Source organism: Kushneria avicenniae (assembly GCF_900112585.1).
Classification (GTDB): Bacteria; Pseudomonadota; Gammaproteobacteria; order Pseudomonadales; family Halomonadaceae; genus Kushneria; species Kushneria avicenniae.
Map to the genome: position 1 here is coordinate 274,436 of NZ_FOLY01000005.1, position 24,341 is coordinate 298,776.

The 24,341-nt window shown below is 61.7% G+C and carries 24 protein-coding genes; 11 read left to right on the top strand and 13 right to left on the bottom strand.

The genetic code is table 11. From position 1 onward, the window contains the following. Positions 1-16: 16 nt before the first annotated feature. From BM079_RS12910 to BM079_RS12920, 3 genes are all read right to left on the bottom strand, one after another. Positions 17-820 (bottom strand): DUF1206 domain-containing protein, encoded by an 804-nt coding sequence (locus tag BM079_RS12910; protein ID WP_245743036.1) that lies wholly within the window; start codon positions 818-820, stop codon positions 17-19. A gap of 64 nt (positions 821-884) precedes the next feature. Next, the gene (locus BM079_RS12915; protein ID WP_090134766.1) at positions 885-1,364 is read right to left on the bottom strand and encodes a YchJ family protein; all 480 of its coding nucleotides are present in this window, start codon (positions 1,362-1,364) and stop codon (positions 885-887) included. 122 nt (positions 1,365-1,486) lie between these two features. Further along, complete coding sequence (locus tag BM079_RS12920) at positions 1,487-3,214, bottom strand: META domain-containing protein (RefSeq protein WP_175489690.1); 1,728 nt, start codon at positions 3,212-3,214, stop codon at positions 1,487-1,489. 223 nt (positions 3,215-3,437) lie between these two features. Here BM079_RS12920 and BM079_RS12925 point away from each other — a divergent pair, with 223 nt between their 5' ends. From BM079_RS12925 to dctP, 3 genes are all read left to right on the top strand, one after another. Then, entirely contained in the window at positions 3,438-3,743 is a 306-nt protein-coding gene (locus tag BM079_RS12925) for a hypothetical protein (protein ID WP_175489691.1), read from the top strand. After that, a complete protein-coding gene (locus tag BM079_RS12930) occupies positions 3,740-5,197 on the top strand; it encodes a sodium:solute symporter family protein (protein WP_090134771.1) in 1,458 nt (485 codons plus the stop codon). The genes BM079_RS12925 and BM079_RS12930 overlap by 4 nt, the downstream gene beginning before the upstream one ends. Before the next feature lie 214 nt (positions 5,198-5,411). Next, positions 5,412-6,464: a TRAP transporter substrate-binding protein DctP gene (gene dctP / locus BM079_RS12935; RefSeq protein ID WP_090134773.1), complete on the top strand. Its 1,053-nt coding sequence runs from the start codon at positions 5,412-5,414 to the stop codon at positions 6,462-6,464. Between the two features lie 109 nt (positions 6,465-6,573). On the opposite strand, the gene BM079_RS12940 is transcribed toward dctP, so the two are convergent. Next, positions 6,574-7,857 carry a TRAP transporter large permease gene (locus BM079_RS12940; RefSeq protein ID WP_090134775.1) on the bottom strand — a complete coding sequence of 428 codons (1,284 nt, stop codon included), beginning with the start codon at positions 7,855-7,857 and terminating at the stop codon, positions 6,574-6,576. A 57-nt stretch (positions 7,858-7,914) separates the two neighbouring features. Further along, positions 7,915-8,535: a TRAP transporter small permease gene (locus BM079_RS12945; RefSeq protein ID WP_090134777.1), complete on the bottom strand. Its 621-nt coding sequence runs from the start codon at positions 8,533-8,535 to the stop codon at positions 7,915-7,917. Here BM079_RS12945 and BM079_RS16635 point away from each other — a divergent pair. Both BM079_RS16635 and BM079_RS12950 read left to right on the top strand, forming a co-directional pair. Then, on the top strand, positions 8,534-8,779 hold the full coding sequence (locus tag BM079_RS16635) for a hypothetical protein (protein WP_139215309.1): 246 nt from the start codon (positions 8,534-8,536) through the stop codon (positions 8,777-8,779). The two genes, BM079_RS12945 and BM079_RS16635, sit on opposite strands and share 2 nt — an antisense overlap. Positions 8,780-8,789: 10 nt before the next feature. Then, the gene (locus BM079_RS12950) at positions 8,790-9,689 is read left to right on the top strand and encodes an alpha/beta hydrolase (RefSeq protein ID WP_217639698.1); all 900 of its coding nucleotides are present in this window, start codon (positions 8,790-8,792) and stop codon (positions 9,687-9,689) included. Here BM079_RS12950 and BM079_RS12955 read toward each other — a convergent pair. The 4 genes from BM079_RS12955 to BM079_RS12970 all read right to left on the bottom strand — a co-directional run bounded on the left by BM079_RS12955 (position 9,683) and on the right by BM079_RS12970 (position 14,568). Next, the gene (locus BM079_RS12955; RefSeq protein WP_090134779.1) at positions 9,683-11,359 is read right to left on the bottom strand and encodes a Na+/H+ antiporter; all 1,677 of its coding nucleotides are present in this window, start codon (positions 11,357-11,359) and stop codon (positions 9,683-9,685) included. The genes BM079_RS12950 and BM079_RS12955 overlap by 7 nt on opposite strands. 119 nt (positions 11,360-11,478) lie before the next feature. Beyond that, positions 11,479-13,140 carry a Na+/H+ antiporter gene (locus BM079_RS12960; protein ID WP_090134781.1) on the bottom strand — a complete coding sequence of 554 codons (1,662 nt, stop codon included), beginning with the start codon at positions 13,138-13,140 and terminating at the stop codon, positions 11,479-11,481. A gap of 253 nt (positions 13,141-13,393) precedes the next feature. Next, positions 13,394-13,954 carry a type 1 glutamine amidotransferase domain-containing protein gene (locus BM079_RS12965; protein WP_090134783.1) on the bottom strand — a complete coding sequence of 187 codons (561 nt, stop codon included), beginning with the start codon at positions 13,952-13,954 and terminating at the stop codon, positions 13,394-13,396. A gap of 50 nt (positions 13,955-14,004) precedes the next feature. After that, entirely contained in the window at positions 14,005-14,568 is a 564-nt protein-coding gene (locus BM079_RS12970) for a type 1 glutamine amidotransferase domain-containing protein (RefSeq protein ID WP_090134785.1), read from the bottom strand. 111 nt (positions 14,569-14,679) lie between these two features. Here BM079_RS12970 and BM079_RS16640 point away from each other — a divergent pair, with 111 nt between their 5' ends. Next, positions 14,680-14,952 carry a hypothetical protein gene (locus BM079_RS16640; RefSeq protein WP_139215310.1) on the top strand — a complete coding sequence of 91 codons (273 nt, stop codon included), beginning with the start codon at positions 14,680-14,682 and terminating at the stop codon, positions 14,950-14,952. Here BM079_RS16640 and BM079_RS12975 read toward each other — a convergent pair. Continuing rightward, a complete protein-coding gene (locus tag BM079_RS12975) occupies positions 14,856-15,851 on the bottom strand; it encodes an aldo/keto reductase (protein ID WP_090134787.1) in 996 nt (331 codons plus the stop codon). The two genes, BM079_RS16640 and BM079_RS12975, sit on opposite strands and share 97 nt — an antisense overlap. Positions 15,852-16,089: 238 nt before the next feature. Between BM079_RS12975 and rmuC the strand changes: the two genes are divergently transcribed. Next, positions 16,090-17,556, top strand: a complete 1,467-nt coding sequence (gene rmuC, locus BM079_RS12980) for a DNA recombination protein RmuC (RefSeq protein WP_245743038.1) — start codon at positions 16,090-16,092, stop codon at positions 17,554-17,556. 13 nt (positions 17,557-17,569) lie between these two features. Here the strand turns inward: rmuC and BM079_RS12985 are convergent, their stop codons facing one another. Together BM079_RS12985 and BM079_RS12990 are read right to left on the bottom strand one after the other, a co-directional pair. Continuing rightward, complete coding sequence (locus BM079_RS12985) at positions 17,570-18,703, bottom strand: glycerate kinase (RefSeq protein WP_090134789.1); 1,134 nt, start codon at positions 18,701-18,703, stop codon at positions 17,570-17,572. A gap of 151 nt (positions 18,704-18,854) precedes the next feature. Then, entirely contained in the window at positions 18,855-19,859 is a 1,005-nt protein-coding gene (locus BM079_RS12990) for a BCCT family transporter (RefSeq protein ID WP_090134791.1), read from the bottom strand. Positions 19,860-20,018: 159 nt separating this feature from the next. Between BM079_RS12990 and BM079_RS12995 the strand changes: the two genes are divergently transcribed. Both BM079_RS12995 and BM079_RS13000 read left to right on the top strand, forming a co-directional pair. Further along, positions 20,019-20,576, top strand: coding sequence for a hypothetical protein (locus BM079_RS12995; RefSeq protein WP_139215311.1), 558 nt, complete (start codon positions 20,019-20,021; stop codon positions 20,574-20,576). Then, positions 20,573-20,995 (top strand): hypothetical protein, encoded by a 423-nt coding sequence (locus BM079_RS13000; RefSeq protein ID WP_090134795.1) that lies wholly within the window; start codon positions 20,573-20,575, stop codon positions 20,993-20,995. Before BM079_RS12995 ends, BM079_RS13000 begins: the two co-directional genes overlap by 4 nt. An 11-nt stretch (positions 20,996-21,006) precedes the next feature. Here BM079_RS13000 and BM079_RS13005 read toward each other — a convergent pair whose 3' ends face one another. Continuing rightward, positions 21,007-21,423: an HIT domain-containing protein gene (locus BM079_RS13005; RefSeq protein WP_090134797.1), complete on the bottom strand. Its 417-nt coding sequence runs from the start codon at positions 21,421-21,423 to the stop codon at positions 21,007-21,009. 174 nt (positions 21,424-21,597) lie between these two features. On the opposite strand from BM079_RS13005, the gene BM079_RS13010 reads away from it, so the two are divergent. After that, positions 21,598-21,729 carry an entericidin A/B family lipoprotein gene (locus BM079_RS13010; RefSeq protein WP_090134800.1) on the top strand — a complete coding sequence of 44 codons (132 nt, stop codon included), beginning with the start codon at positions 21,598-21,600 and terminating at the stop codon, positions 21,727-21,729. Between the two features lie 395 nt (positions 21,730-22,124). Then, positions 22,125-24,332, top strand: coding sequence for a TonB-dependent siderophore receptor (locus BM079_RS13015; RefSeq protein ID WP_090134801.1), 2,208 nt, complete (start codon positions 22,125-22,127; stop codon positions 24,330-24,332). The last annotated feature ends 9 nt before the right edge of the window (positions 24,333-24,341 follow it).

The following is a 24,341-nucleotide window of genomic DNA, read 5'->3' on the forward strand; positions in this document are numbered from 1 at the left end:
AGGATGATGCCCGGCATCAGGCATCGACATTGCGAAAGCGGGCATTGACCAGGCAGTAGCCGCCATAGGCGATCAGGCCCATGGCGACCAGCCCCAGCAGCCAGGGCCCGAAGGGCTGTTCGGCCAGAACGCTGAGCGCCCCGCCCAGTCCGCGCGCGTCGGAAGGATCGGTATTGATGGCCGCAAGACACAGGAATAGCGCCACGATCATGAACACGATGCCGCGCGCGGTCAGACCGATTCGCGAGACATTGGCGGCGATCAGACGCTGGGCGCGGCTCATCTCATCAAGATGCCAGTTCTTTTCATAGCTGTGATGCCAGCCACGCCAGATCTGGCGCATTCCTACACCCAGAAAGCCGAGCCCGATCAGAAAGATCGCCACAATGCCACCGGGATGCGACATGACCTCGCGAGTATGGCTTGAGGTAGATCCCGAGCTGCCGCCACTGTTGAGCAGCAGTTCGACGCAGTTGATGGCAATGCCGGCGTAGATGACTCCGCTGAGCACATAGCCGAGCCGGGTCAGAATGCCCTTCCAGTCGCGCCCCTTTTGTTCGGCATCAAAGAGGGCCTGCATCAGGCGCCAGGCGGTATAGCCAAACAGCCCGATCGCCAGCAGCGTAATGAGCACGCTGCCGAAGGGCTGGGTGGCCAGTTCGCTGATGGCCTCCGAGGAGCCGCCGTTGCGCCCGCCCATACCCAGCACCGCCATCATCGACAGCCAGCCGATGGTGATATAGATCATGCCCTTGGCGGTATAGCCGCATCGTGCGGCAACGGTCACAAGGCGCTGGGTATTACCGCTGGGGTGGTCCAAGCTGGCTCCGGATCAGCAGGGTTGACGTAAAAGTCTGGGAAACAACAGGCCGATTTGCCAGTGCTTATTGACCGGCACAGCACTTCTTGTATTTCCGGCCGCTGCCACAAGGGCAGGGGTCATTGCGCCCGGCCAGCGCCATCGCGGGCGGGTCGATAACGCCATCGACATAGCGCCAGCGGCCGGCGCTGCGGCGAAAGCGAGACCGCTCATGCAGCGTCTGCTCCCGATCGTCTTCCAGATACCAGGCCCGAAACTCCACCATGCCCTGAGCGCCGTTGACGCGGGTCTGCAGTATCTCCAGACGCTGCCAGTCGACGGTGCGCACGTTGAGCATGGCCGCATCGCTCGGCGGACGGCCGGGGGCGTTCTCGGCCCAGGTCTCGAGCAGATACTCTCCCAGCCCGCCTAGGGCAAAAGCGCTGTAGCGCGAGCGCATGAGGGCTTCGGGCGTGGCAGCGACCCGCTCGCCACGGTGAAGCGGAGCGCAGCAGCGATCATAGTGATCGCCGCTGCAGCAGGGGCAGATGAAGTCGGTGGTCATGACGCAACCCTGTGGCAGTGCTGTGCAACGTCGTGCAGGCAAAAATGATATGGATAAAAAAAGACCGGCCGACAGTGTAAAGACTGTCGGCCGGATGTCGAGCGGCGGGTCAAACCGGAAAATCAGGCCTGCCAGCGCGCGCTCAGCCAGCTCAGGGCGCGAGAGGTGGTGGCGCGCACGCCGCGCTCCAGAGCGCTCTCGTCCAGGCGGGATGTGGTGATGACGCCCTTGTCGCTGACGCTGTCGCGTTCGGTCAGCTCATGCGATTTGTCCTGCTGATGCGGCTCGTCGGAGAGCACTTTCTGCTGGGCCTGGTCGATCGGCTCACCCGAGTACAGCACCCACTGATTGCTTTCACGGACCGCATAGGAGCGAATCTCGCGTGGCGCGGTCACGGTCACGTCAGGCAGGTTGCTCGCGGTATCGCCCTTGAGCAGGCTGGCAAACCAGGCAAGGCGCGAGGTCTCGACGGCCGGCTGCCAGGGGGCGCTGTCGCTGGGCGTATGCTGCGGTGCGAGCTGCCAGCCGTCGGCACCCATCTGCTGCCACAGGTCCAGACGCGGCGACTGCAGCGCGACATCACGGGACACTTCGCCGGTCATCCGTGTCGCCTGAACAGCGTCGCTCGGGGCCAGTGCCATGGTGGTGGCGCCACGCGGTGCCGAACGGCTCTGAGCGACCTGTGCCTGCTGCGCCGGGGCGAGCGTGTCACCGGTTTGAATCTGACCGTTCAGGGCGATGGGCTCCTGTTCGGCGGCCGTGTTGATCGGTTCTGCGGCAGTCGTCGGGGCCTGCGCGACGGTACGGGCCGGTGCCGGGGCAACCGTGTCGCCGGTGCGAATCTCGTTGCCGAGACCGACAGGGGCACGCTCGGAGGCGGTGTTGATCGGTTCGGCAGCGGCTGGTGCCTGAGCCACCGTACGGGCCGGCGCCGGGGCAACCGTGTCGCCGGTACGAATCTCGTTGCCCATACCGATGGGCGCGCGCTCGGGCGCGGTATTGACCGGTGCCTGCGCGACCGTGCGGGCCGGGGCAACCGTGTTACCGGTGTGAATCTCGTTGCTCATGCCGATGGACGACCGCTCGGGTGCGGTATCGACAGGCTCGGCTGCCGGGGCCTGCGCCATGGCGCGCGATCTGGCGCGAGTCACCGGCGCGCCGGCACCGACCTGACTGTAGAACTGAAGATGTGGACGCTCGGCGACCGGCTCGGGTGCCGAGGGCTGTGGCGCGGTCGCAGCGGTCCTGACGGCCGGAGCAGGCTCGGGCGTCGTCCGGGGGGCCGGCGTGGCAGCCACCTGCTGTGCCTGCTGCTGCGGTGCCTGCTGATGTGGCGCCGGACGGCTGGCGGCCTGCTCGAGGCTTTCACGTTCGATGGCGCGATCCATGGCCAGGGCACTTTCGGTGGCGCCGTTGTCGGCACCGGTAGCGGCCGGATTCGGACCAAAGCTGGCGTGCGTCAGCTGTGGGTCGGTATTGGTATGAACCACCACGGCGTGAACGTTGTCACGCAAAAGCCACATGTCGCCGGTCTTGTCGAGTTTGGGCCCGCGCTTGAGGAACTCGGCAAGCACCTTTTCACGACGCTCGTCGGAGGGCTGGCAGGCCATCTGCGTCGAGGCGATATCGCCGACGTCCAGTCGGGCCTCGTCGGGTCGAGCGTTGGCGCTCAGATGGTTGCAACCGACCCAGGCGTCGAGACGATTGCCGGTCAGGTTGACTTTGGCGCCGCTGATGTTGGTCAGCGCCGTGGCGTAATAGCCTGAAGATGAAGACCCGGAACTGGCGCATCCTGCCATCAGGGTGGCCAGTGCCAGCGTGGTAAGCGTTGGCCTGAATGCGTGTCGCATTGAAACTCCTGTCGCGTTGATCATGCTACCTGTCCCGGGTAGGCGGTCTGTCCCGATGAAAACATCGGCACATGATGGTGTTGGGGCGCAAGCATACCCTGGTGTGCGGGTAAAGATGTGATCAAAGTGATGATTGTTACATGTCGTGGTATCACACTGTTATTCTCCGCATCCCTTTTGGTTGACATCGACCGCCCCTGAGGGCGTCACATCAGGACAGGATATGGCTGACTATGATATCGGCCCGGCGGCGCAAAAGTTGCGTCCCCGGATCATCATGCCTCGCAGTCGTCGCGCGCGCGGGCTGCTGGTGGCGTTCATGCTGCTGATAGCGGCTGGTTGCTGGCCGGTCATCATGCTCTTTAACCGGCCTGCGGTGGTGGCCGGTCTGCCACTGATGGCGCTTTGGAGCTATGTCATTGTCTTTTTGAGCGTCGCGCTCATGGCGCTGGGCAATCGGCTGCCCAGAGAGGATAGCAGGGCAGAGGCCGAACAGGGTCATTCCTCAGGGGAGTCCAGGACATCATGACAGGCATGACGCCGCTATGGCTGACCCTTCTATATATAGCCCTGGCGCTGGGACTGGGCATTCGCGCTCGGGGCGGCCACGCCATGACAGGACTCGAACAGTGGGGCGTGGCCGGGCGCAGCATGAACGCCATGATGCTCTATCTGCTGATCGGCGCCGGCAGCGTCAGTGCCTATACCTTCATGGGAGCGCCGGGCTGGGCCTTTTCACGAGGCGTGGCGGTCTTTTATGTCGTGATCTATCTCTCTTATCTGGCCGTGGTGGCCTGGTATTTCGGCCCGAAGGTCTGGACGCTGGGCGCGCGCTTTGGCCATGTGACCCAGGCCAGCGCCATTCGTGACCGGTTTGAAAGCACGGCGCTGGGCGCGCTGGCCTCGCTGGTCATGGCCATCGGGACGCTGGCCTACGCGGTGCTTCAGACCATGGGCGCCGCCTATATCCTGAGCGTCATGAGCGGCGGCCTTATCCCGATATGGGTGGGGGTACTGATGGTGCTCGGCGTGATGGGCAGCTATCTCTATATCAGCGGTCAGCGAGCCATCGGCATGACCAACGCCTTTCAGGGCGGGCTCATGCTGCTGGTGGCCTGGCTGGTCGGTCTCTGGGCGGTGCACGATTTCACCGGCGGCTGGACCACCGGGGCGCTTTTCGAGCGTCTGGCCGCCGAAAGGCCCGAGTTCATGACCCTGCCGGGGGCCAGTGGCAACATGGGGTTTGCCTTCTGGACGACCTCGATCATCGTGTCGATGCTCTCCTTTCTGCCCCCGGTCTGGACGCAATGGATGAGCGCGCGCTCGCGCGAGACCATTCGCCGCAGCGCCACCTGGCTGCCCACCTACTATGTGGTCATCCTGCCGATGGTGGTGGTGGGCTTTATCGGTATTTTCACGCTGCCGACCCTGTCGCGCGCCGACACGGTAGTGCTCGAGACGGCGATGCAGACCATGCCGGCATGGCTGACCGGGCTTCTGGGCGCGGGCACGCTGGCCGCGGCGATGTCCTCCTGCGAGCCCTTCATCCATTCGGTCGCGTTGTCGGTTACGCGGGATGTCATTCAGCCGGCGCTGCGTCTGGGGGATGCCTTTACGGCACGTCTGGCGCGCTGGATGCTCTTTCCGGTGCTGGCACTGGTGGCGGTTCTGGCCATCAGTGAGCCCGGCAATCTGGTGATGATCCTGCTGGTGGGGCTCGGCTTTGCCGCTCAGGTGCTGCCAGCGTTCATCGGTATGTTCTTCTGGTTCGGCGCGACCCGCAGCGGCGTCATGGCGGGGCTTCTGGCAGGATTTGCGGTGACGTTTGCCCTGACGGTGATCTGGCCCAACCCGCTGGGTATTCATGCCGGTTTCTGGGGGCTTTTGCTCAACCTGCCGCTGTTTGTGGTGGTTTCCCGACGTACCCGACCGGCATCAGTGCAGACGCTGCAGCGCTTTTATGAGGTCGCGCGACAGTTTTGAGTGCACTGGCTCAACGTCTGCAAAAGGGGGCTTGTGTCGCTGCGACTGCTGTTTCAGAAACGTGACCGGCCGGCGGTCAATCAGGGGGCGTTAAAAGCTGTGATACAGTGAGTTTCCTTCGGCAGATCGGTATCAAACACCTGTTACTCGATTTGACAGGAAGATACCGCTGTCCTGTTCTGAACTCGGATAAACAACTATTAAAGGTATCCGTATGCAGATTCGTAACGTCGTGACCGGAGTGTTTGCTCTCTCGATCATGGGGGCGGCAACGTCTGCGCTCGCCGACACATGGCGCTTTGGTCTTGAGGAGACCGAAGGCAGTGTCCAGTACGCTTATGCAGAAGCCTTCAAGGATCTGATCGAAGAAAAAAGCGACGGTGATGTCACCGTCCAGATCCTTCCCTACGGGGTCTGGGGCTCCAACTATTCCGCGCTGTATGACGCACTGCAAAGCGGTGCTATCCCCATCTCCTTCGGCTCGGGCTTTCTGGGCGGCACCGTACCTGAAAGTCAGTTGATGAGCCTTAACTACGTCATGCCCAACGACCAGCTGGAAACCGCGGAAATTCTCAATTCCGATGCGTTCATGCAAAGCGAGGCGTGGCAGCAGTCGTTTCGCAGTCGCGGGCTGGTACCGCTGGCGGCCCTGCCCGAAGGCTTCCAGGTGTGGACCGCCAACAAGCCGATTCGCACGCCCGAGGACATGAAGGGGCTGCAGATTCGCGTCATGGACAACAGTCTGCTGCGCGCGACCTATCAGGCCTATGGCGCCTCGCCCATCACCATTGCCTATGGCGAGCTCTACAGCGCGCTGCAGCAGGGGCAGGCCGAGGGCAACATCCAGCCCGTTTTCGCTCATGAGAACATGGGGTTTTATGAAGTGCAGGACGACATGATCTTTGCCGAGCAGGCACAGTTCATCGGCAACCTGATCGCCAATGAGGATTGGTACGAAGCGCTGTCGGATGATCAACAGGAGATGCTGCAGTCCACACTGAAAGAGATGGTGCAAAAGGGGCACGACATCCAGACGCAATTCAACGCCGAGCGTCTTGAGACCATCAAGGACAACAGCGATATCAACATCATCTATCTGGATGAAAAGGAGCGTAGCCGCTTCCGTGAACTCGCCCGCCCGGTCCGTCAGGTCTATGTCGACATGGTCGGTGAGCGTGGCAAGCAGGCGCTGGACATCCTGCTCAAACAGGTCGAAGAGAGCAAATCAGGCTCCAGCGACAGTGATGACAGCGATCAGTCCTCCTGATCTGCTGACCTGTATGCCCTGATGGTATGCAAAACGCCCGCAGGCAGTCACCTGCGGGCGTTTTTCATGGGGTGACGGACACAATGATTCTCCGACGTCAGTCGCGCGTTCAGTCACCGCCCAGCGAGGGCAGCAGCAGCGAGATCTGTGGGAAGACAATCAGGATCAGCGTGGCCAGTAGCAGGATGAGAATAAAGGGCGGCGTACCTCGAATGACCTCCAGATAGGGCCGGCGAAAAACGGCGATGGCCGTAAAGATGTCGCAGCCAAAGGGCGGTGTGGCCGAGCCGATGGCCGCCTGCAGGGTCACGATGACGCCGACGTGCACCGGGTCCAGCCCGGTCGACTGTACCAGCGGCTTGAAGATGGGCACCAGAATCAGAATCACCACGATGGGGTCGACAAACATGCAGCCGATGAAAAAGGCCGCGGCAATCAGCAGCAGTGCCAGAAACTGGCTGTCGCCGATACCATCGATGATCGGCCCCAGAATCTGCTGAGGAATGCCGGCCGTGGCGAGTGCCTGGGAAAAGGCTGCGCCGATCGCCACCAGAATAAAGACCACGGCGGTAATCATGCCGGTCGAGAGGGCCAGACTGCCCAGATCGCGAATTTTGACCTGACGATAGATCACCACTTCCAGCAGCAGGGCATAGGCCACTGCCACGGCCGAGGCTTCCACAGCGCTGAAAAATCCCCCGTAGATACCGCCGACCACCAGAATCGGGAAGCCCAGCGGCAGGATCACGCGACGCAGGGCACGCCCTCGCTCGTGCCACGAGGCCTTCGGATCCGGGGTGATGCCCTTCAGGCGAGCGTCGATCCAGCAGTAGAGTGAAAACATCACCATGATCAGAAGTCCCGGCAGGATACCGGCCAGGAAAAGATCGCCGATCGAGGTCTGCATCGCCACGCCATAGATGATGAAGCCGATGCTGGGTGGTATCAGCAGCGCGACGTCACTGGCATTGATGATCAGTGCCAGCGTGAAGGCATCGGAATATCCCTTCCTGAGCAGTCGAGGGCGCATCGGCCCGCCCATGGCCACCACGGTCGCCTGGGTCGAACCCGAGACGGCGCCAAAGAGGGCACAGGATGCGGCGGTGGTGATGGGCAGACCGCCGCGCAGATGGCGGGTAAAGGTATCCACCACATCCAGCAGGCGATTGGCCGTATGGCCCTTGGTCAGAATGTCTGCGGCAAAGATGAACATGGGGACGGCGGCCAGTACCCAGCTGCCGACGCCATTGATCATCCAGCTGACCGCCTGATCCGGACCAAAAAAGGTCATTCCGGTAAACATCATATACAGTGTGCCGGCCGCCAGGGGGACCATCATGGGAAATCCCAGAAGCAGCAGCACGAGCATGAGCACACCAAGCCCTGTCAGCATGATCTCTTCCCTCGCCTTCCTGTCATGTTGTTGTTGCCAATGTTCGGTGGACGGTGATCAATCGCGCGCCGCATCGTCGCTTTTGGCGTCACTGTCGGGCATTGGGGCGTCGTTGTAATCCTCTTTTTCCGTGAGGGAGCGCCAGATACCGGGGCTTGTCAGGTTACGAACGAGGGTCAGAACATACTGGATGCCGGCGAGCGCAAACCCGATGGGCAGGGCGAGGTAAACGATCCAGAGCGGCATCTGCAGCGAGGCGCTGGTGCGGCCGCGGTCATGGAGGGTGATGACGTACTCGATGGATTTGTAGCTGAAGTAGAACATCAAAAGCGCCGTTCCCAGACAGATCAGCATCAGAAGGGCCTTGCGGCGCTGATCGCCAAGCTGCTCATAAATGGCCGACATGCTGATATGGCGGGCGTGACGGGCGGCGTAGCCCACGCCCACGAAAGTGATGATCACGATCAGCATCTCGGTCATTTCATACGTCCCGGTGATGCCCTGACCCAGGGTAATGCTGCCCACGACATGCGCACTCATCAAAAGCGCCATGACGAGGATGCTGCCGGCAACAATGGTTCGTTCGATCAGGCCCAGTCCACGATCCAGCAACAGCAGGGCTCTCAGCAGCGCGCTCGAGGGGTGATCCTCGTCCCGTGAGGAAGCGGTCTGGCTCATGAGTATTTATCCTTGTTGTGAAGAGCACATCACAGACAATACAGCCTTGCCTCTTTATAACAAGTGGCTGACAGGTGACATTGGTATCGTCCTGGCTGCCCATCGACCACAAGGCTATCCTGCCGTAGCGGTGCGTCCTGCCGCCCGGCGTTCGAATCAGCGCTGCGACGTTCAAATCAGCGCTGCGACGTTCAAATCAGCGCTGCGACGTTCAAATCAGCGCTGCAATGCATTCATGAGGTGACAGGATCATTTTGAAAGCACGGGATCCACGTCTGCGCCGATGGCGATGGTGGTGTCTGCTGCTGTGGATGCCGCTACTGGGCGGCTGCTCGGGCGTGGCGGTCATCAACGCCCTGACGCCTGCCGGCCGGACGCAGACGGTCGAGTCGATCGCCTATGGCGAGTCGAGTCGCCAGCAACTGGACATCTATCAACCGGAAGGTGCCGAGGGCCGGGCACCGGTAGTGGTGTTTTTCTACGGCGGCACCTGGCGGGAAGGGGAGCGGGGCGACTATCGCTTTGTCGGCCGGGCGCTGGCGTCTCGCGGCATCGTGACGGTCGTGGCCGACTACCGGCTCTATCCCGAGGTGCGCTACCCGGGCTTTGTCGAGGACTCGGCGCAGGCGCTGGCCTGGAGCTACCGCCATATCGCCCGCTACGGGGGAGATCCGCACCGGCTTTTTGTCATGGGGCATAGCGCCGGCGCCTATAACGCCGCCATGGTGGCACTGGATTCGCGCTGGCTGGCGGCGCAGTCGCTGTCACCCGATATTCTCTCCGGCTGGATCGGCCTGGCGGGGCCCTATGACTTCCTGCCGATCACCAACGCAGACGCGCGCCCCGTGTTTGACTGGCCGAACACGTCTCGTGATACCCAGCCCATCGAACACGTCAGCGACCGCTCCCCGCCGGCGCTGCTTCTGGCCTCGCATCGCGATACCACGGTCAATCCCGAGCGCAATACGGCCGGCATGGCCCGTGCTCTGCGGGCGCACGGCGTGGCGGTGACCGAGGACTATCTTGATCACACCAGCCACGTCACGCTGATTGCGTCTCTGGCCTGGCCCCTGCGCTGGCTGGGGCCGGCGCTTGATGACATCGATACCTTTGTGCACGGGCTCCGTTCTGGAGCGAACGCCGGGGCTCAGTGATGGGCGTGGCCGGTATCGCCGGTCAACGCCGTTTCGGCCAGATCCAGCTCCCGTACCAGCTTTCTCAGCACATCATCGTTGATGTGATGTTTGCCGCGCAGTCGATAGTACTCCCGCCGTTCGGCACGCAGCGCTTCCACGCGGGTTTCGCGCTCCAGCGAGCGGATGGCCTCGAGTCGGGGCGTGGGCACGGTGGTGTCGCCGAGCTCAAGGCGCTGGCGATACCAGGTCATCAGCTGTGAACTGATGTCGTTGAAGGCGATGATGAACTCTTCGCTGTGGTACTCGCGGGTGAAGGCCTCCGCGCGCTGATGGTGAAAGTCCTCGATGCGCCGAATGGCCGCCTCGGCCGCGGCGATCCGAGCGCGGCGCTCCTCCTCGAACTCGTGGGTATCGCGGGGCAGATCGAGATTCTTGAGCACCAGCGGCAGGCCGATACTGCCGGTGATCAGAGTGAACATGATCACACCGGTGGCCAGAAAGATCAGCAGCTCGCGCGCCGGGAAGGGCGTGCCGTCATTCATCAGCTGAGGCAACGACAGCGCCGCGGCCAGCGTAATGGTGCCGCGAATGCCGGCAAGGGTCGCAGCCAGCATCACCCGCATCGACAGCGCCGCTCGATGTTCCCTGGAGAACAGACGCTGAAGCCAGGTCGCCCCGAAAATCCAGACAAACCGCGACAGCAGCAGCGCAATCGAGATGACCGCCACATAGCCCAGAAGGCGCAGGAACTCGTAATCCCCCACGTCATGCAGCGAATGATCCAGTGCGCCGCCGATGATATCCGGCAGCTGAAAGCCCAGCAGCAGAAAGACCAGCGCGTTGAGGGTGAACTCCAGCATCTCCCACACGCTTTTTGTCTGCATGCGCATGTTGATCTGATGCTCGCGCTTCAGGTCCGTGCGATTGATGACCATGCCGGCGGCCACCGCGGCCAGAATGCCGGACATGCCAAAGTGTTCGGCCAGCAGATAGGCGGCAAAGGGCAGAAGCAGCAGCAGTAGAAGGATCTGGATGGTCGACCCCTCACCGAGATGGCGCTCGATCAGGCGGGTACGAATCACGTTGAACACAATCGCCACCGCCGCGCCCACCAGCAGTCCGCCAAAAGAGATGATGAAAAAGCCGAACGTGGCGTCCACGACCGAGAAGGTGCCGGTCAGGGCAGCGGCGACGGCAAACTTGAAGGCCACCAGTCCCGAGGCATCGTTCATCAGCGACTCGCCTTCCAGAATGCGCATCAGCCGGTGAGGCACCGGCAGACGCCCCGAAATGGCCGAGACCGCCACGGCATCGGTGGGTGACAGGATGGCGGCCAGGGCAAAGCAGACCGGCAGCGGCAGCGCCGGAAGCAGCCAGTGAATGAAGGTGCCCACGCCGACCACGGTGAAGAGCACCAGCCCCAGCGCCAGGGCCAGTATCGGGCCGCGCAGCACCATGAATTCGCGCTGGGGAAAGCGTCTGGCATCGGCAAACAGCAGCGGCGCGATGAACACCAGCATGAAGAGCTCGGGTTCCAGCTCCACGTTCAGATTGATGCCCGGCAGCGCCAGCAGGGCACCAAAGGCGATCTGCACCAGCGGCGTGGGCAGGGAGGGCAGAAAGCGGGCAGCAACACCGGTAGCGGAGGCCACCAGCAGCAGTATCAGTACAAGAAAGACGGCGTCCATGGCTTCTCGGGATCATTCAGGGGTGGAAAAGCGCGTCATGCGAAGCGGAGCGCAGCATAGCGCATTTTCCGGCTGTAAAAGCAGTGCCGACAGCGTAGCGCTGTCGGCCCGGCAGGGGCTCAGCGTCTGGGCCTCGAGGTAAGCGCCATCTCGACCAGGTCCAGCTCGCGCACCAGCCGGCGCAGGGTATCGTCATCGATCTGATGCTCGGAGCGCAGGCGGTAATATTCGCGCCGCTCGGCGCGCAGGGCTGCCAGACGCATCTCGCGGGAAAAGCGCTGATCGAGCTCGTGGCGTTCGGAGCTCGAGTGGCGGTCATCAATGGTCATCAGGTTTCGGTAATAGCTGATCAGCCGGGCACTGGTATCGGTGAGTACCGAGCGTTCCAGCTGTGAGTCGCGCGTCTCCACGGCGTTGGCATGCCACGCCTCGATCGTCTCGATGGCGGCACTGGAGGCGGCATGACGCGCCACACGAACCTCCTCGTCGCGCCAGCTGTCGTCGGGCTTGTCCATGCGTCGCAACAGCAGGGGCAGGGCAACGCTGCCGACCAGCAGCGTGAAGAGAATGACGCCGGTGGCCAGAAAGATGACCAGATCCCGCCCCGGGAAGGGCTCGCCGCTGGGCAGTGCCAGCGGCAGCGACAGCGCCGCGGCAAGCGTAATGGTGCCGCGGATGCCGGCGAGGGTGCCTACGGCCATGACCCCACCGGACAGCGGCACATGAGCGCTGCGCCGTCGCCGTGACGAGAGTCTCGAGAGATAGACCGCCCCCATGATCCAGAAAAGGCGCAGCAGCATCAGCGACAGCGAAATCACCACCACATGAAACACCAGCTCCAACGAACTGAAGCTGCGGACGTTATTGAGAGAGACCTGAATCGCGCCGCCGATGATGTCGGGCAGTTGCAGGCCCAGCAGCAGAAATACCATTGCATTGAGCAGAAAGGTCAGGATTTCCCAGAACTGATTCATCTGCATGCGGGTGCGGGTCTGGGCGTAGCGCTTGAGCTCGGTGCGATTGATGGTTATGCCAGCGGCCACCGCAGCCATGATGCCCGAGCCATCGAAATGCTCGGCAATCAGGTAGGCGGCGAAGGGGATCATCAGCATGACCAGCAAAATTTCGGTCGAGGATTCGGTGCCGCGTTTGTCGATCAGCTTGCGGCGGATGGTCGAGAAGACAAAGGCCAGCGCAATGCCGACCGAAATACCGATAAAGGTAATCAGAGCAAACTGCAGGCTGACCTGGCCAAAGGAGAAGGCGCCGGTCATGGCCGCGGCGACGGCAAACTTGAGCGACACCAGAGCTGATGCGTCGTTCATCAGCGACTCGCCTTCGAGAATATGCATCAAACGCGGTGGGATACCCAGTTGACCGGAGATGGCCGATACCGCCACGGCATCGGTAGGGGAGAGAATGGCGGCCAGCGCAAAGCAGACGGCCAGTGGCAGATTGGGCAGCAGCCAGTGGATCAGAAAACCGGCGCCTACCACGGTAAACAGTACCAGTCCCACGGCCAGCGCAATGATCGGGTGGCGCAGCGAGGTCAGCTCGCGCTGGGGAAACTGCCAGGCATCGGCAAACAGCAGCGGCGGCACGAACAGCAGCATGAAGGTCTCGGGCTCCAGATTGATGTCCAGCGGCGTGTTGAGCCAGGCCAGCAGCGCGCCGATGACGATCTGCAGGATCGGCAGGGGAATGCGCGGCATGAAGCGCGCCAGAATGCCGCTGCCGGCCGCCACCAGAATCAGCGCCAGCGCCAGTAAAACAATATGCATCAATGACTTCCTGTCACGTTATTCCTGTTTTTTGATGAGTGCGGGGGGAAATGGTTGCATTGTTCCCGGCATGAAGCGATACGGCTACCCCGTTGGGGCAGGGTCTGAACCGCCATTGCGAAGCGCTCGTCAGGGCGCGCTCTGTAGTGAGCGCAGAACGCACAAGGACAAGGTGAGCGCACAAAAAACCGGCATCTCAAAAGAGATGCCGGCAGAGATAAACTTCCGTGCGTGAGCACGCGAAAGGACAGTATCAGGCGTGCTGCTTGCGGTGACGCCCTTCCTTGATCTCTTCGATCAGCTTGTTGTTGAAGGCATTGAGATCCTTCGGCGTACGGCTGGTGACCAGTGCGCTGTCACAGACGACTTCGCTGTCTTCCCACTGGGCGCCGGCGTTTTTCAGATCCTGCGCGATAGTGGGTACGGACGTCAGGCGACGGCCGTCGACCACTTCGGCGTTGATCAGAATCCAGGGCGCATGACAGATCGCGCCGACCGGCTTGCCGGCCTTGAAGAAATCGCGCACAAAGCTCAGCGCCTTCTCGTCGGTACGCAGCGTGTCCGGGTTGAAGTGACCGCCCGGGAGCATCAGGGCATCGTAGTCATCGGCGCTGACTTCCTCGAGTACCTTGTCGACCGGATACTCGTCACCCCAGTCGGTTTCCGCCCATGCCTTGATGCCATGCTTTTTGAGTGACACCACGTGCACGTCGATGCTCTGTGCTTCCAGCGCCTTTTTGGGCGAGGCAAGCTCGGACTCTTCGAAACCGTCGGTGGCCAGAATGGCGACCTTTGTGCCTTTCAGTTCGCTCATGTCAGAACACTCCTTATTCTGGACAGTGGATATCGGGTACAGAGCTCGTCTTACGCGTGCTGCTTGCGATGACGGCCTTCATGAATCTCTTCGATCAGCTTGCTGCAGAAGGCATCCAGATCCTTCGGCAGGCGACTGGTGACAAAGGCACTGTCGCAGACGACTTCACTGTCTTCCCACTTCGCGCCGGCGTTTTCCAGATCCTTGCGCAGTGCCGGAACCGAGGTCATGCGGCGACCGTCAACGACGCCTGCGTTGATCAGCGTCCAGGCAGCGTGACAGATGGCACCGACCGGCTTGCCTTCATCAAAAAAGCCGCGGGCAAAGGTCAGTGCCTTTTCGTTGGTACGCAGGTGGTCCGGGTTGAGTACGCCGCCCGGCAGGACCAGTGCCTGATAGTCATGCGAGCTGACCTCATCAAGGCTCTTGTCGACCGAATAGTCTTCGCCCCACTGGGTTTCGGCCCAGGCACGGATGGTGCCGCGCTCGGGGGATACGATATGGACTTCAACGCCCTCGGCGGCCAGCGTCGCCTGCGGGACGGCCAGCTCGGACTCTTCAAAACCGTCGGTGGCCATGATGGCAACGCGGACACCCATCAGATCCTGACTCATGTGATTCCCCCATTCCTTTGGTGGTTCATGTGATGTTTGCCTTCCCGTTGACCTGCGGCCGACAGGAAGGTCTTTCAAGAGGCGCTGTCCGCATCATGCCGACAGCGCCTCATGTTTCATGCTTCGTTTCTCGTCGGCGGCGCCATCCTTTCCAGCAACACCGTCATGCCGCCTTACGCTTCGTTCCTCGTCGGCGGCGCCATCCTTTCCAGCAACACCTTCATGCCGCCTTATGCTTCGTTCCTCGTCGGCGGTGCCATCCTTTCCAGCAACACCTTCATGCCGCCTTATGCCTCGTTCCTCGTCGGCGGCGCCATGAACTCCGGCCCGACCGGGTCGGTAATGCACGCCGAGAGGATGGCGTCGATGTCGCGCATGGCCTGATCATTGAGCGACCAGCCCATGACCTCGTTGGTCGGGTCAAGCTGGTCCGGGCGGCGGGCACCCCACAGCGCGACCGAGACGCCGGGCTGATCGAGTAGCCAGCGCAGGGCCAGATGCAGTACGCGCTTGTCGTAATGCTCGCGGGCGTAGGCGTCGAGTTTCTCGACGGCGCTGATGTACTGCTCAAAGCGCGGCGATTGAAACTTGGGATCGCTGTTGCGCAGATCGTCGCCTTCAAAGCGGGTATCGCGATTCATCTTGCCCGAGAGCAGACCACGGCACAGGGCACCGTAGGTCAGGGTGCCGATGCCGTCCTCGCGAATGGCCGGCAGAGTGTCGCGTTCGATCTCGCGCTCGAACAGGTTGTAGGGCGGCTGCATGGTGGATAGCGGGCAGATCTGCTCGAACTCGCGCATCTGCTCAACCGAGAAGTTGGACACACCCACGGCGCGGATCTTGCCGCTGTCCTTCAGCTCGCGCAGTACCGTGGCGGCTTCCTCGATGTCCACGGTCGGGTCCGGCCAGTGCAGCTGATACAGATCAATGTAATCGGTCTGCAACCGCTTGAGACTGTCGTTGATCTCCTGCTCGATGCGCGAGCGGCTGGCATCGCGATACGGGCCGTCATCGTTCCAGTTCAGCCCGCATTTGGTGGCCAGCACTGCCTGATCGCGAATGCCGCCTTCCTTGAGCGCCTTGCCGACCAGACGCTCGGACTCGCCGAAACCATACACGGCGGCGGTGTCGATGCAGGTAATGCCGCGCTCAATGGCACTCTGGACGGTGGCAATCGACTGTTTCTCGTCGGTACCGCCCCATTTCCAGCCACCGATGGCCCAGGTGCCCAGTGCGATGCGTGACGGCTTCAGGTCACTGTTGGGGAGCTGGATTGTTTCCATATGGACATTACCTCCTTGATCAGCGGATTTATAAAGCAGGGCCTCATGGTTAGGCCGCTATGAAAACCGTGACACAAGCGTAGACGTCACCTGGCCATCGTGCATGCGCCAACTGCTGATCCAGCCGCCCGGTGACGGGTGCACTGCCTTCCGGGCTCGTTTAAGCTGGCGCCTCGTTATGTTCGGTGTCCTCGAAAGCTTACCTGTCATGAAGGGGGCTTGATGAATATGGTGCTTGATGAATAGTGCTCTGCTGATTTCCCTGATGGTGATGACACTTGCCATGGCCGCAGCCGCTGCCCTGTGGTGGCAGGGGCGCAGGCGACAGGCGCTGGTGGCAACCCTTGAAGAGGACAACGAACGCCTGAACGAGCAGATCGGGGAAACCGAACGCATGCTGGCCGAGCGCGAGGCGCTGCTCGAGCGGGAGCAGACCCACACGCACGAGCTGCGAGCGCAGCTATTGCAGCGCGAGCAGCGCCTGGCGGAAGTGAGCGAGGCGCTTTCGGACTACCGCGAGCGCACCACGCGTCTGGAAGTGGAAAAGCAGCGCGATACGGCCCATTTCGAAGAGCGCCTGAGCCTTCTGGGCAACGCGCGCCAGGAGCTGACCCACGAATTCGAACGGTTGGCCGGGCGTATCTTTGACGAGCGCCAGCAGCAGTTTTCCCGCCACTCCCGGGAAAGTGTCAGCGCCCTGATGGCGCCGGTGCGCGAGCAGATCGAGCAGTTCCGCGCCCGCCTTGAAACCCTGCACGGCGAGCAGCAGCAGGGCCGTACCCAGCTCACCACCCAGCTTGAGTATCTGGCCGGGCTCAATCGCCGGATGAGCGAGGACGCCAGCAATCTGACCCGGGCGCTCAAGGGCGACAGCAAGTCGCAGGGCAACTGGGGCGAGCTGATTCTGGAGCGGGTGCTGGAGCGCTCCGGGCTGCGACAGGGCATCGAGTACGAGCGCGAGGTGGTGCTGACCCATGACCAGGGGCGATCACGCCCGGACGCCGTGATCTACCTGCCCGAGTCGCGCCATCTGATCATCGACGCCAAGGTATCGCTGACGGCCTGGGGCGAGGTAGTGGCCGCCGACAGCGATGCGGTGCGCGAGCAGGCGATGCGTCGGCACCTGCGCTCAGTGCGAAGCCACATCGAGACACTGTCCGACAAGGGCTATGCGCGCCTGCCCGGGCTTAACGCACCGGACATGGTGTTTTTGTTCATGCCAATCGAGCCGGCCTTTGCCGCCGTGTTTGAACACGATGACCGCCTTTTCCACGAAGCCTTCGATCGCCATGTGGTGCTGGTGACGCCCTCTACACTGCTGGCCAGTCTGCGCACGGTGGCCGGGCTGTGGCGACTGGAGCGCCAGAACGACAACGCCCGCGACATTGTCGCCCGTGCCGAGAAACTGCTGGAAAAGTGCCACGGCTTTGTGACCAGCATGGAGGAGGTCGGCACGCAGCTTGAGCGCGCCACCAGCAGCCATCGTCAGGCAATGAACCGTCTGCGTGACGGGCAGGGCAGCCTGATCGCCCAGGCTGGACGGCTCAACGCGCTGGGCGTGCGCAACCGCAAGGCCTGGCCGGAAAGCGTTCGAGAGAGCGCCCAAAGCGGGCGCGACGCCCAGGAGGCGCAGGGCCGTGAACGCCACCCCCCGTTTGCGCCATCGCAAGACGCCTCCGGCACGCTGCGCTTTGATGAGGAGTAGCGCGCGGCGACACTCAGCGCCCGTGCTGCCACAGCCGAACGATCGAGGCGCAGCGCGCCGTTAGAAGTTCGGGCGTGCGCTCGAGCGCCTCCTCCAGCCCCATCGGTCCGTCGGCCAGCGCAAGGGCGGCAGTCACGCCTTCCGCCAGCGCCTTCTCCCAGCCGCTGTCCAGCTTGCCGGCCAGTACCACGCAGGGCACCCCCTGACGTTGGGCGGCTCGTGAGACGCCGATCGGTGTCTTGCCTGAAAGGCTCTGACCGTCCAGTCGTCCCTCGCCAGTGATCACCAGATCCGTGCGCTTGAGTGCCTGCTCAAAATCGACCTGTTCCATCACAAGCTCGATACCCGGGCGCAGCGTGGCGTTTAAAAAGGCCAGCGCGGCAAAGCCCATGCCGCCGGCCGCGCCGGCGCCGGGCGTGTCGCGGTGATCCTGACCGGTGGCTCGAGCCATGACGTCCGCCAGTTGTGCCAGAGCGCGATCGAGCTGAGCCACCTGCTTCCGGGTAGCGCCCTTTTGCGGGCCGAAGATGGCGCTGGCGCCCTCATCGCCGCACAGCGGATTGTTCACATCCACGGCGGCCTCGACCGTGAGCCCTTCAAGGCGCGGGTCGAGGTTTGAAAGATCAATGCGGGCAAGTCCGGCTAGCGCGGCACCGCCGGGTTCGAGAGGTTGATCGTTGTTGTCCAGAAAGCGTGCGCCGAGGGCGCTCATCATGCCGGCGCCGCCATCATTGGTGGCGCTGCCGCCCAGGGTCAGGATCAGGTGTTCGGCGCCGGCTTCCAGCGCGGCATGAATCAGCTCGCCCACACCAGAGGTGGTGGTCTGCAGGGCGTCGCGTTCATCAGACGTCAGATGCTGCAGGCCGCTGGCTTCGGCCAGCTCCACAATGGCGGTGCGGCGGCTGGCGATCCAGCCCCATTGCGCCGTACGCGGGCGGTTTAAAGCGTCATGAACCTCAAGGCGGCGCGCCTGCGCACCGCTGGCGGTCAGGAGCGCTTCGAGCGTGCCTTCGCCCCCGTCGCCCAGCGGGCACAGGGTCAGTTCAGCCTCCGGCGCTGCCTGGCGGACCCCGGCGGCAATGGCGTTCGCAGCGTCAGTGGCGCTCAGGGCATCCTTGAAGCTGTCGGGGGCAATCAGAATGTGCATGCAGACTCTCCGGCAGGGACTGTGGTTCATGAGCATAGCCCGACAGGCATGACGACGACCAATGGCACCTGTCGTGCGGATACAACAGCGCCCGCACGGAATGTGCGGGCGCTGTGGTCAGTAGCGCCTGTTGTCAGTAGCCATCATGGGGCTAGCGCATGATGTGCAGAAAGTGCAGGTGTTTCTCGTACTGATCGAGAATGTCACCGATCACCTGCTGCTTTGTGTAGCCCATGATGTTGTATTTCTGCCCGCCTTCGCGCAGAAAGACCTCGGCACGGTAGTCGTTGTTGTCTCTTGAGATATCCCGCTGTCGCATGCCGCTCATGGCAAAGGAGGGGGCGGCGTAGCGGCGGATGCGTACGCCATAGACAAAGTCGTTCTCCTCGCCGTGATCCACGCGCAGATAGCAGCGATCGTCCTCGTCGGTAATTCTGATATCCAGCGACTGTTTCTCGAACTCCTCGCCGACCTCTTTCATGGCCACCTCGGCAGTGTCATGTAAAAACGTCGAGACCTGCTGCCTGCGCGGTGAGGTCACCAGCGTTTGCAGACGCGTCTGCCAGTAGTCGGTCCTGCCGGGCGTGTTGCCGGCGGCGACCCGTGACACGTTTCCGGGCGTGTTCATCAGGTGGCGCAGACTGTCCTGTTTGATGGCCTCGACCTTGAGCGCCTTGAGCAGCCCATGGCAGATGAACATCAAAATGATCGAGAAGGGCAACGCCGCCAGCAGCGAGGCGGCCTGAAGTGCCTGAAGGCCGCCGGCCATCAGCAGGGCAATGGCCGATACTCCGGCACTGACCGCCCAGAACACGCGCTGCAGCACGGGGGAGTCATCGCCTTCCCTGGAGGTCAGAAGGTCCATGACCAGCGCTCCCGAGTCCGCCGAGGTCACAAAAAAGGTGGCCACCAGCAACACGGCGATAAAGGAGGTCACAGCCGACAGCGGCAGCAGGTTCAAAAATTCAAACAGGGCGATCGAGCTGCTTTCGTTGACGGCGTCGGCAAGCTGGCCCAGTCCCTCATTGGCGATCATGTGGATGGCACCGTCGCCAAAAAAGGTCATCCAGATGAAGTTGAACCCGGCCGGCACGAACAGCACGCCCATCACGAATTCACGGATGCGCCGGCCGCGCGAGACGCGGGCAACAAACATGTTGGCGTCATCATACCGGCGTCATCGCGCTGAGCCGTAGGTCGATATTGCGGTACCCTGATATTCGCTCTACTGTCATGGTGAAAGGGCAGCGGTTCGGCGCCTTTCTCCCACATGATCACCTTCGGGGGTCAGGGACATTTCACAGAGGGGCGCGCCATGTCATTTATTTCCTCGCTTGCGAAGATCTCACTGCTCGGTGCCGTGCTGGCAGGCTGCACCTCACTGCCTTCTGCGCAGCCTTTGGGCATCAACGAACAGGCTGTGCCTGAAGCGTGCTACGCCGCTTATCGCGGTACGCGCCTGACCCAGGTCCGCGCCATTGCCAGCGCGCTTGAATCGCAGGGGTATGAGGTCCGGGCCAGCGATGTCGAGCTGGGGCTGGTCAGCGCCGAGCGCACTCGGCGCCAGCCCGGGCTGGGAGCGACCCGGCTCTGGCGCAGTGGCGGCATGGGATGGTTCGGCAGTCGCCGTCGTGGCGTCGCACTGGGCTACGGATTCGGAGATCCCTTTGATGTCTTTCGCTCGGATCCCTACAGCATTGAGCGGGTATCGGTCAGTGCCGATGGCCAGCGTTATCTGGCCGTGCGCAGCATGACGGTTGTATCACCGGACGGTTTTATCATCGACGCCCGGCAGGCCTCGCCGGAACCCTTCTGTCAGCAGACACATGCCGCTATCGAGCAGGCGCTGACGTCTTCAGGAGGCACCCCATGAAACGCTTCAATACGGCGATCGTGCGCCGCAGCCGGATGGGCATCATGGTGCTGTTGTTGCTGAGTGTACTGGCCGGGTGTGCCACGACCGGCTCGCTCCCGCCCCCCGAGCGTCTCGAGTATTACAGGGCCACGCCCGAGCAGGTCATGCAGGCCACCATGGCGTCACTGGCCGAACGTGGTTTCGTGATTGTCTATGGCGATCACGCGCTCGGCGATATCCGGGCCAGCTACGCGTCGCGTCCCGAGTGGCGGGTCGAGGCGCATGTGGGCACTGCCCCGCGTGGCAGTGAATTGCGGCTCAAGGGCTGGCGGGGCAGGGCGGGGCTTGACGTGGCCGAGTTTGATCGACTGACCACGGCCATCGCCGAGCGTCTCGGAGAGGGGCCGCTGTCCACCAACAGGGCCATGGGGCCATGATCAGGACCCCGTCAGCTTCCAATATCAGCTGCCAGTGTCTGCAGCATCGTCAACCGCGCCTCTCGGGTCTCGTCATCCAGTGCCTGTCCCTGGCCCACACCCCAGACCGGCCCGGGCCAGGCAGCGTCTCCATCCGTTCTGGCAATCACGTGCACGTGCAGCTGGGGCACCATGTTGCCCAGTGCGCCGATATTCATCTTGTCGGCGCCGGTGTGACGCATCATGAGTGCGCTCAGCTGATCGACTTCCTGCCATAGCAGGGCACGTTCGTGCTCGGGCAGTTCAAAGCTTTCGCGGATGTTGTCGCGCTGCGGAATCAACAGCGTCCACACAAAGCGGGCGTCATTCATCAGGCGCAGCTCGCAGAGATCGAGCGTGGCGACTGCAAGGGTATCGGCAGCCAGTCTTTCATGTAGCGCAAAGGCCATGGTGGGGCTCCGTGAGTAAAAGGGCAGGGAATAAGGTTCAGGTGGGCATTGGAGGCGATCACCCTCATGAATGCAAACCGTGACAAAAGATGCCAGGCTTCTGCCACGGATGGTGTCAGTCAATGCTGAGCTGGCATCCGCCCATGACCTGTTTCGTCAACAAGGAGTTGTGACATGAAAAAATGGATGAGCATGATGCTGATCGCCCTCTTTTCCGCTGCAGCGCTGTCGGCCTGCAACACGGTTGGCGGTGCCGGTGAAGATATCGAGGCCGGCGGTGAGTCCATTCAGGACGCGGCCAATTGATATCCCTTCGGGCAGGGGCGCAAGGTCGCCTGCCCGTTACTGCTCCCTTCCATTGTTACTGCTCCCTTCCATTGTTACTGCTCCCTTCCATCGATGAAGCCCTTTCCTGACCGGTTCATTAATCCCGGCGCCTCTTCCTTTCGATAAACGTCATGCGGCCATTGTGTCGCTGATGTCATGACGTTGGTTCGCCGTATTCATCCTTTTGAACGGATGTCATACGACCCTCTGCTCGATCGTCCATCCGGCCTCGAATGATACGGATATACACTTGATAATTCTTATCATTAACTCTAATGTAAACCGCCTGGTTTAATGCCTTCGCACGCCTGAGCGCGGCTTTCAGCGCCAATTAAAAAAACGATGGGTCATCCATCACAGTCAGGGGAACAGTCATGAATCGAACGGGGAAGTTGTGTCCCGGTACAGGAGAAGTACGTTATCTGACCTCGCTGCTGGCCGGGGCCGTATTGTTGCCGGTGGCAGGCGGCGTCTGGGCAGCCGAGCAGCAGGGTGAGGGCGCTGCGGATACTGCCACGGTAACCACGACCACTGCCACGGCCTCCACGGGTGATGGCTCACGCCTTGATACCATTACCGTGGAAGGCAACCGGCTCTATGACATGCTGCCGTCCGAGCAGACCGGCGGCTATGGGGTAGATGCTGCCACCGTGGGCACCAAGACGCCGGCGGCGCTGCGTGACATTCCCCAGTCGATCAGCGTGGTGACCCGTGAGGCGATTGAGGATCAGAAATTCAACACGCTGGATGAGCTTGCCAAACGCACACCCGGTATGCGCGTGCTCTCCAATGATGCCGGGCGTTCGTCGATTTATTCCCGAGGCTATGAGTACAACGAGTACAACCTGGATGGCCTGCCGGCGCCGATGGCCAGTATTCTCGGGACCGTACCCAATCTGGCGGCATTCGATCGAATCGAGATCATGCGTGGGCCATCAGGCCTTTTCAACAGCACCAGCGAGCTGGGCGGTATCGTCAATGCTGTGCGTAAGCGTCCCACCGACGAGTTTCAGGGCCATGTGACCGGTCGCTACGGCAGCTGGGATCAGAACTACGTTGAAACCGACATTTCCGGACCGATCAATGCCGATGGCAGCGTGCGCGGCCGGCTTGTTGTCAGCAACGACGATACCAACGGCTTTGTCGACCACAACGACAATACCAACCAGACATTTTATGGCGCGCTGGATGTGGACCTTGACGAGGCCACCACGCTGTCGCTGGCCTATCTGCGCCAGCACAGGGATCTGGTTACCAACAATGGCCTGCCTACCGATACCGATGGCAATCTGCTCGATGTTACTCGTTCGACCTTTGCCGGGGCGGACTGGAACAGTTTCGAGATGCAGAGCAATGATTACATTGCCGAGCTGACTCATCAGTTTGAAGGCGGCGGCTATGGTCGGGTAGCCGCACGTTATTCGGATCGCAGCGCTGACTTCAACTATGCGTTTGGCCGCACCGGTGTGAGTGATGACGGCACGTTTACAGCGGTAGGTCTTGGAGGCAATGTCGAGCAGCAATCGCTGTCGATGGACGCCAGCTATAGCCAGCCCTTCCAGACCTTGGGCAATGTCAGTGAATTTGTCGTGGGTACGGATTACAAGCGCTATGAAACGGATACCTTTCAGGCGCTCAGCAATTTCGGCAGTCAGTCCTTCGATACCATCAACGATATTGCTTATGTCGATATCGCTGACAACGGAGCTGTACGTACCAATAGCCGCGAAACGCTTGAGGAGTATGGCCTCTATTCCAAGTTGACCTTCAGACCGGTGCAGGATCTGGCTCTGATCGCCGGCGGTCGTCTGAGTAACTACAGCACGCATACCCGCGATTACACTGATGGCAGCACCGGTGAGCGTAGTGATGATGCCAGGTTTACCCCGTATGCTGGGCTGGTTTATGACCTTGATCGCCATCACTCGCTGTATGCCAGCTACTCCGAAGTCTTCAATCCGCAGTCCGAGGTAGACAGCAGCGGTACCCTTCTAAAGCCCCGTGAAGGGACTCAATACGAAGTGGGTGTGAAGGGCAGCTACTTCGGCGGTGATCTGAATGCCCGTGTCAGTGCCTTTCGCCTTTACGATGAGAACTACGCCGCTGGTGTTGCCGGAGAGAGCTATTCCGCGCCGATCGGCAAGCGCAGGATTCAGGGCGCTGAGTTCGAACTGACCGGTAGCATTACCGATCAATGGGACGTGATCGCCGGCTACACCTATCTGGATACCGAGGTAGAAAAAGGCGATGATGAGGCCACCTTTGTTCTGATGCCGAAGAATACGGTCAATCTGTGGACCCAGTACGGCTTTGAAGGCGGCGCGCTCGATGGCTTCCATGTCGGTGGTGGAGTTACAGCGCTAAGCGATTTCCACACTGCCGGTACGCCGCAGGTTGATGCACCAGGCTATGTCGTCGTTGATGCCTTGGTGGGGTATGACTTCACGAACAACCTCAAGGGGCAGCTCAACTTCAACAACATTCTCGACAAAAAGTATTATGAGCGTGTGGGCAGCGTCGGAACCTTCAACATGTACGGCGCACCATCCAGTGTGGTGGCCTCGCTGCGCTACGACTTCTGATTCAAGCGG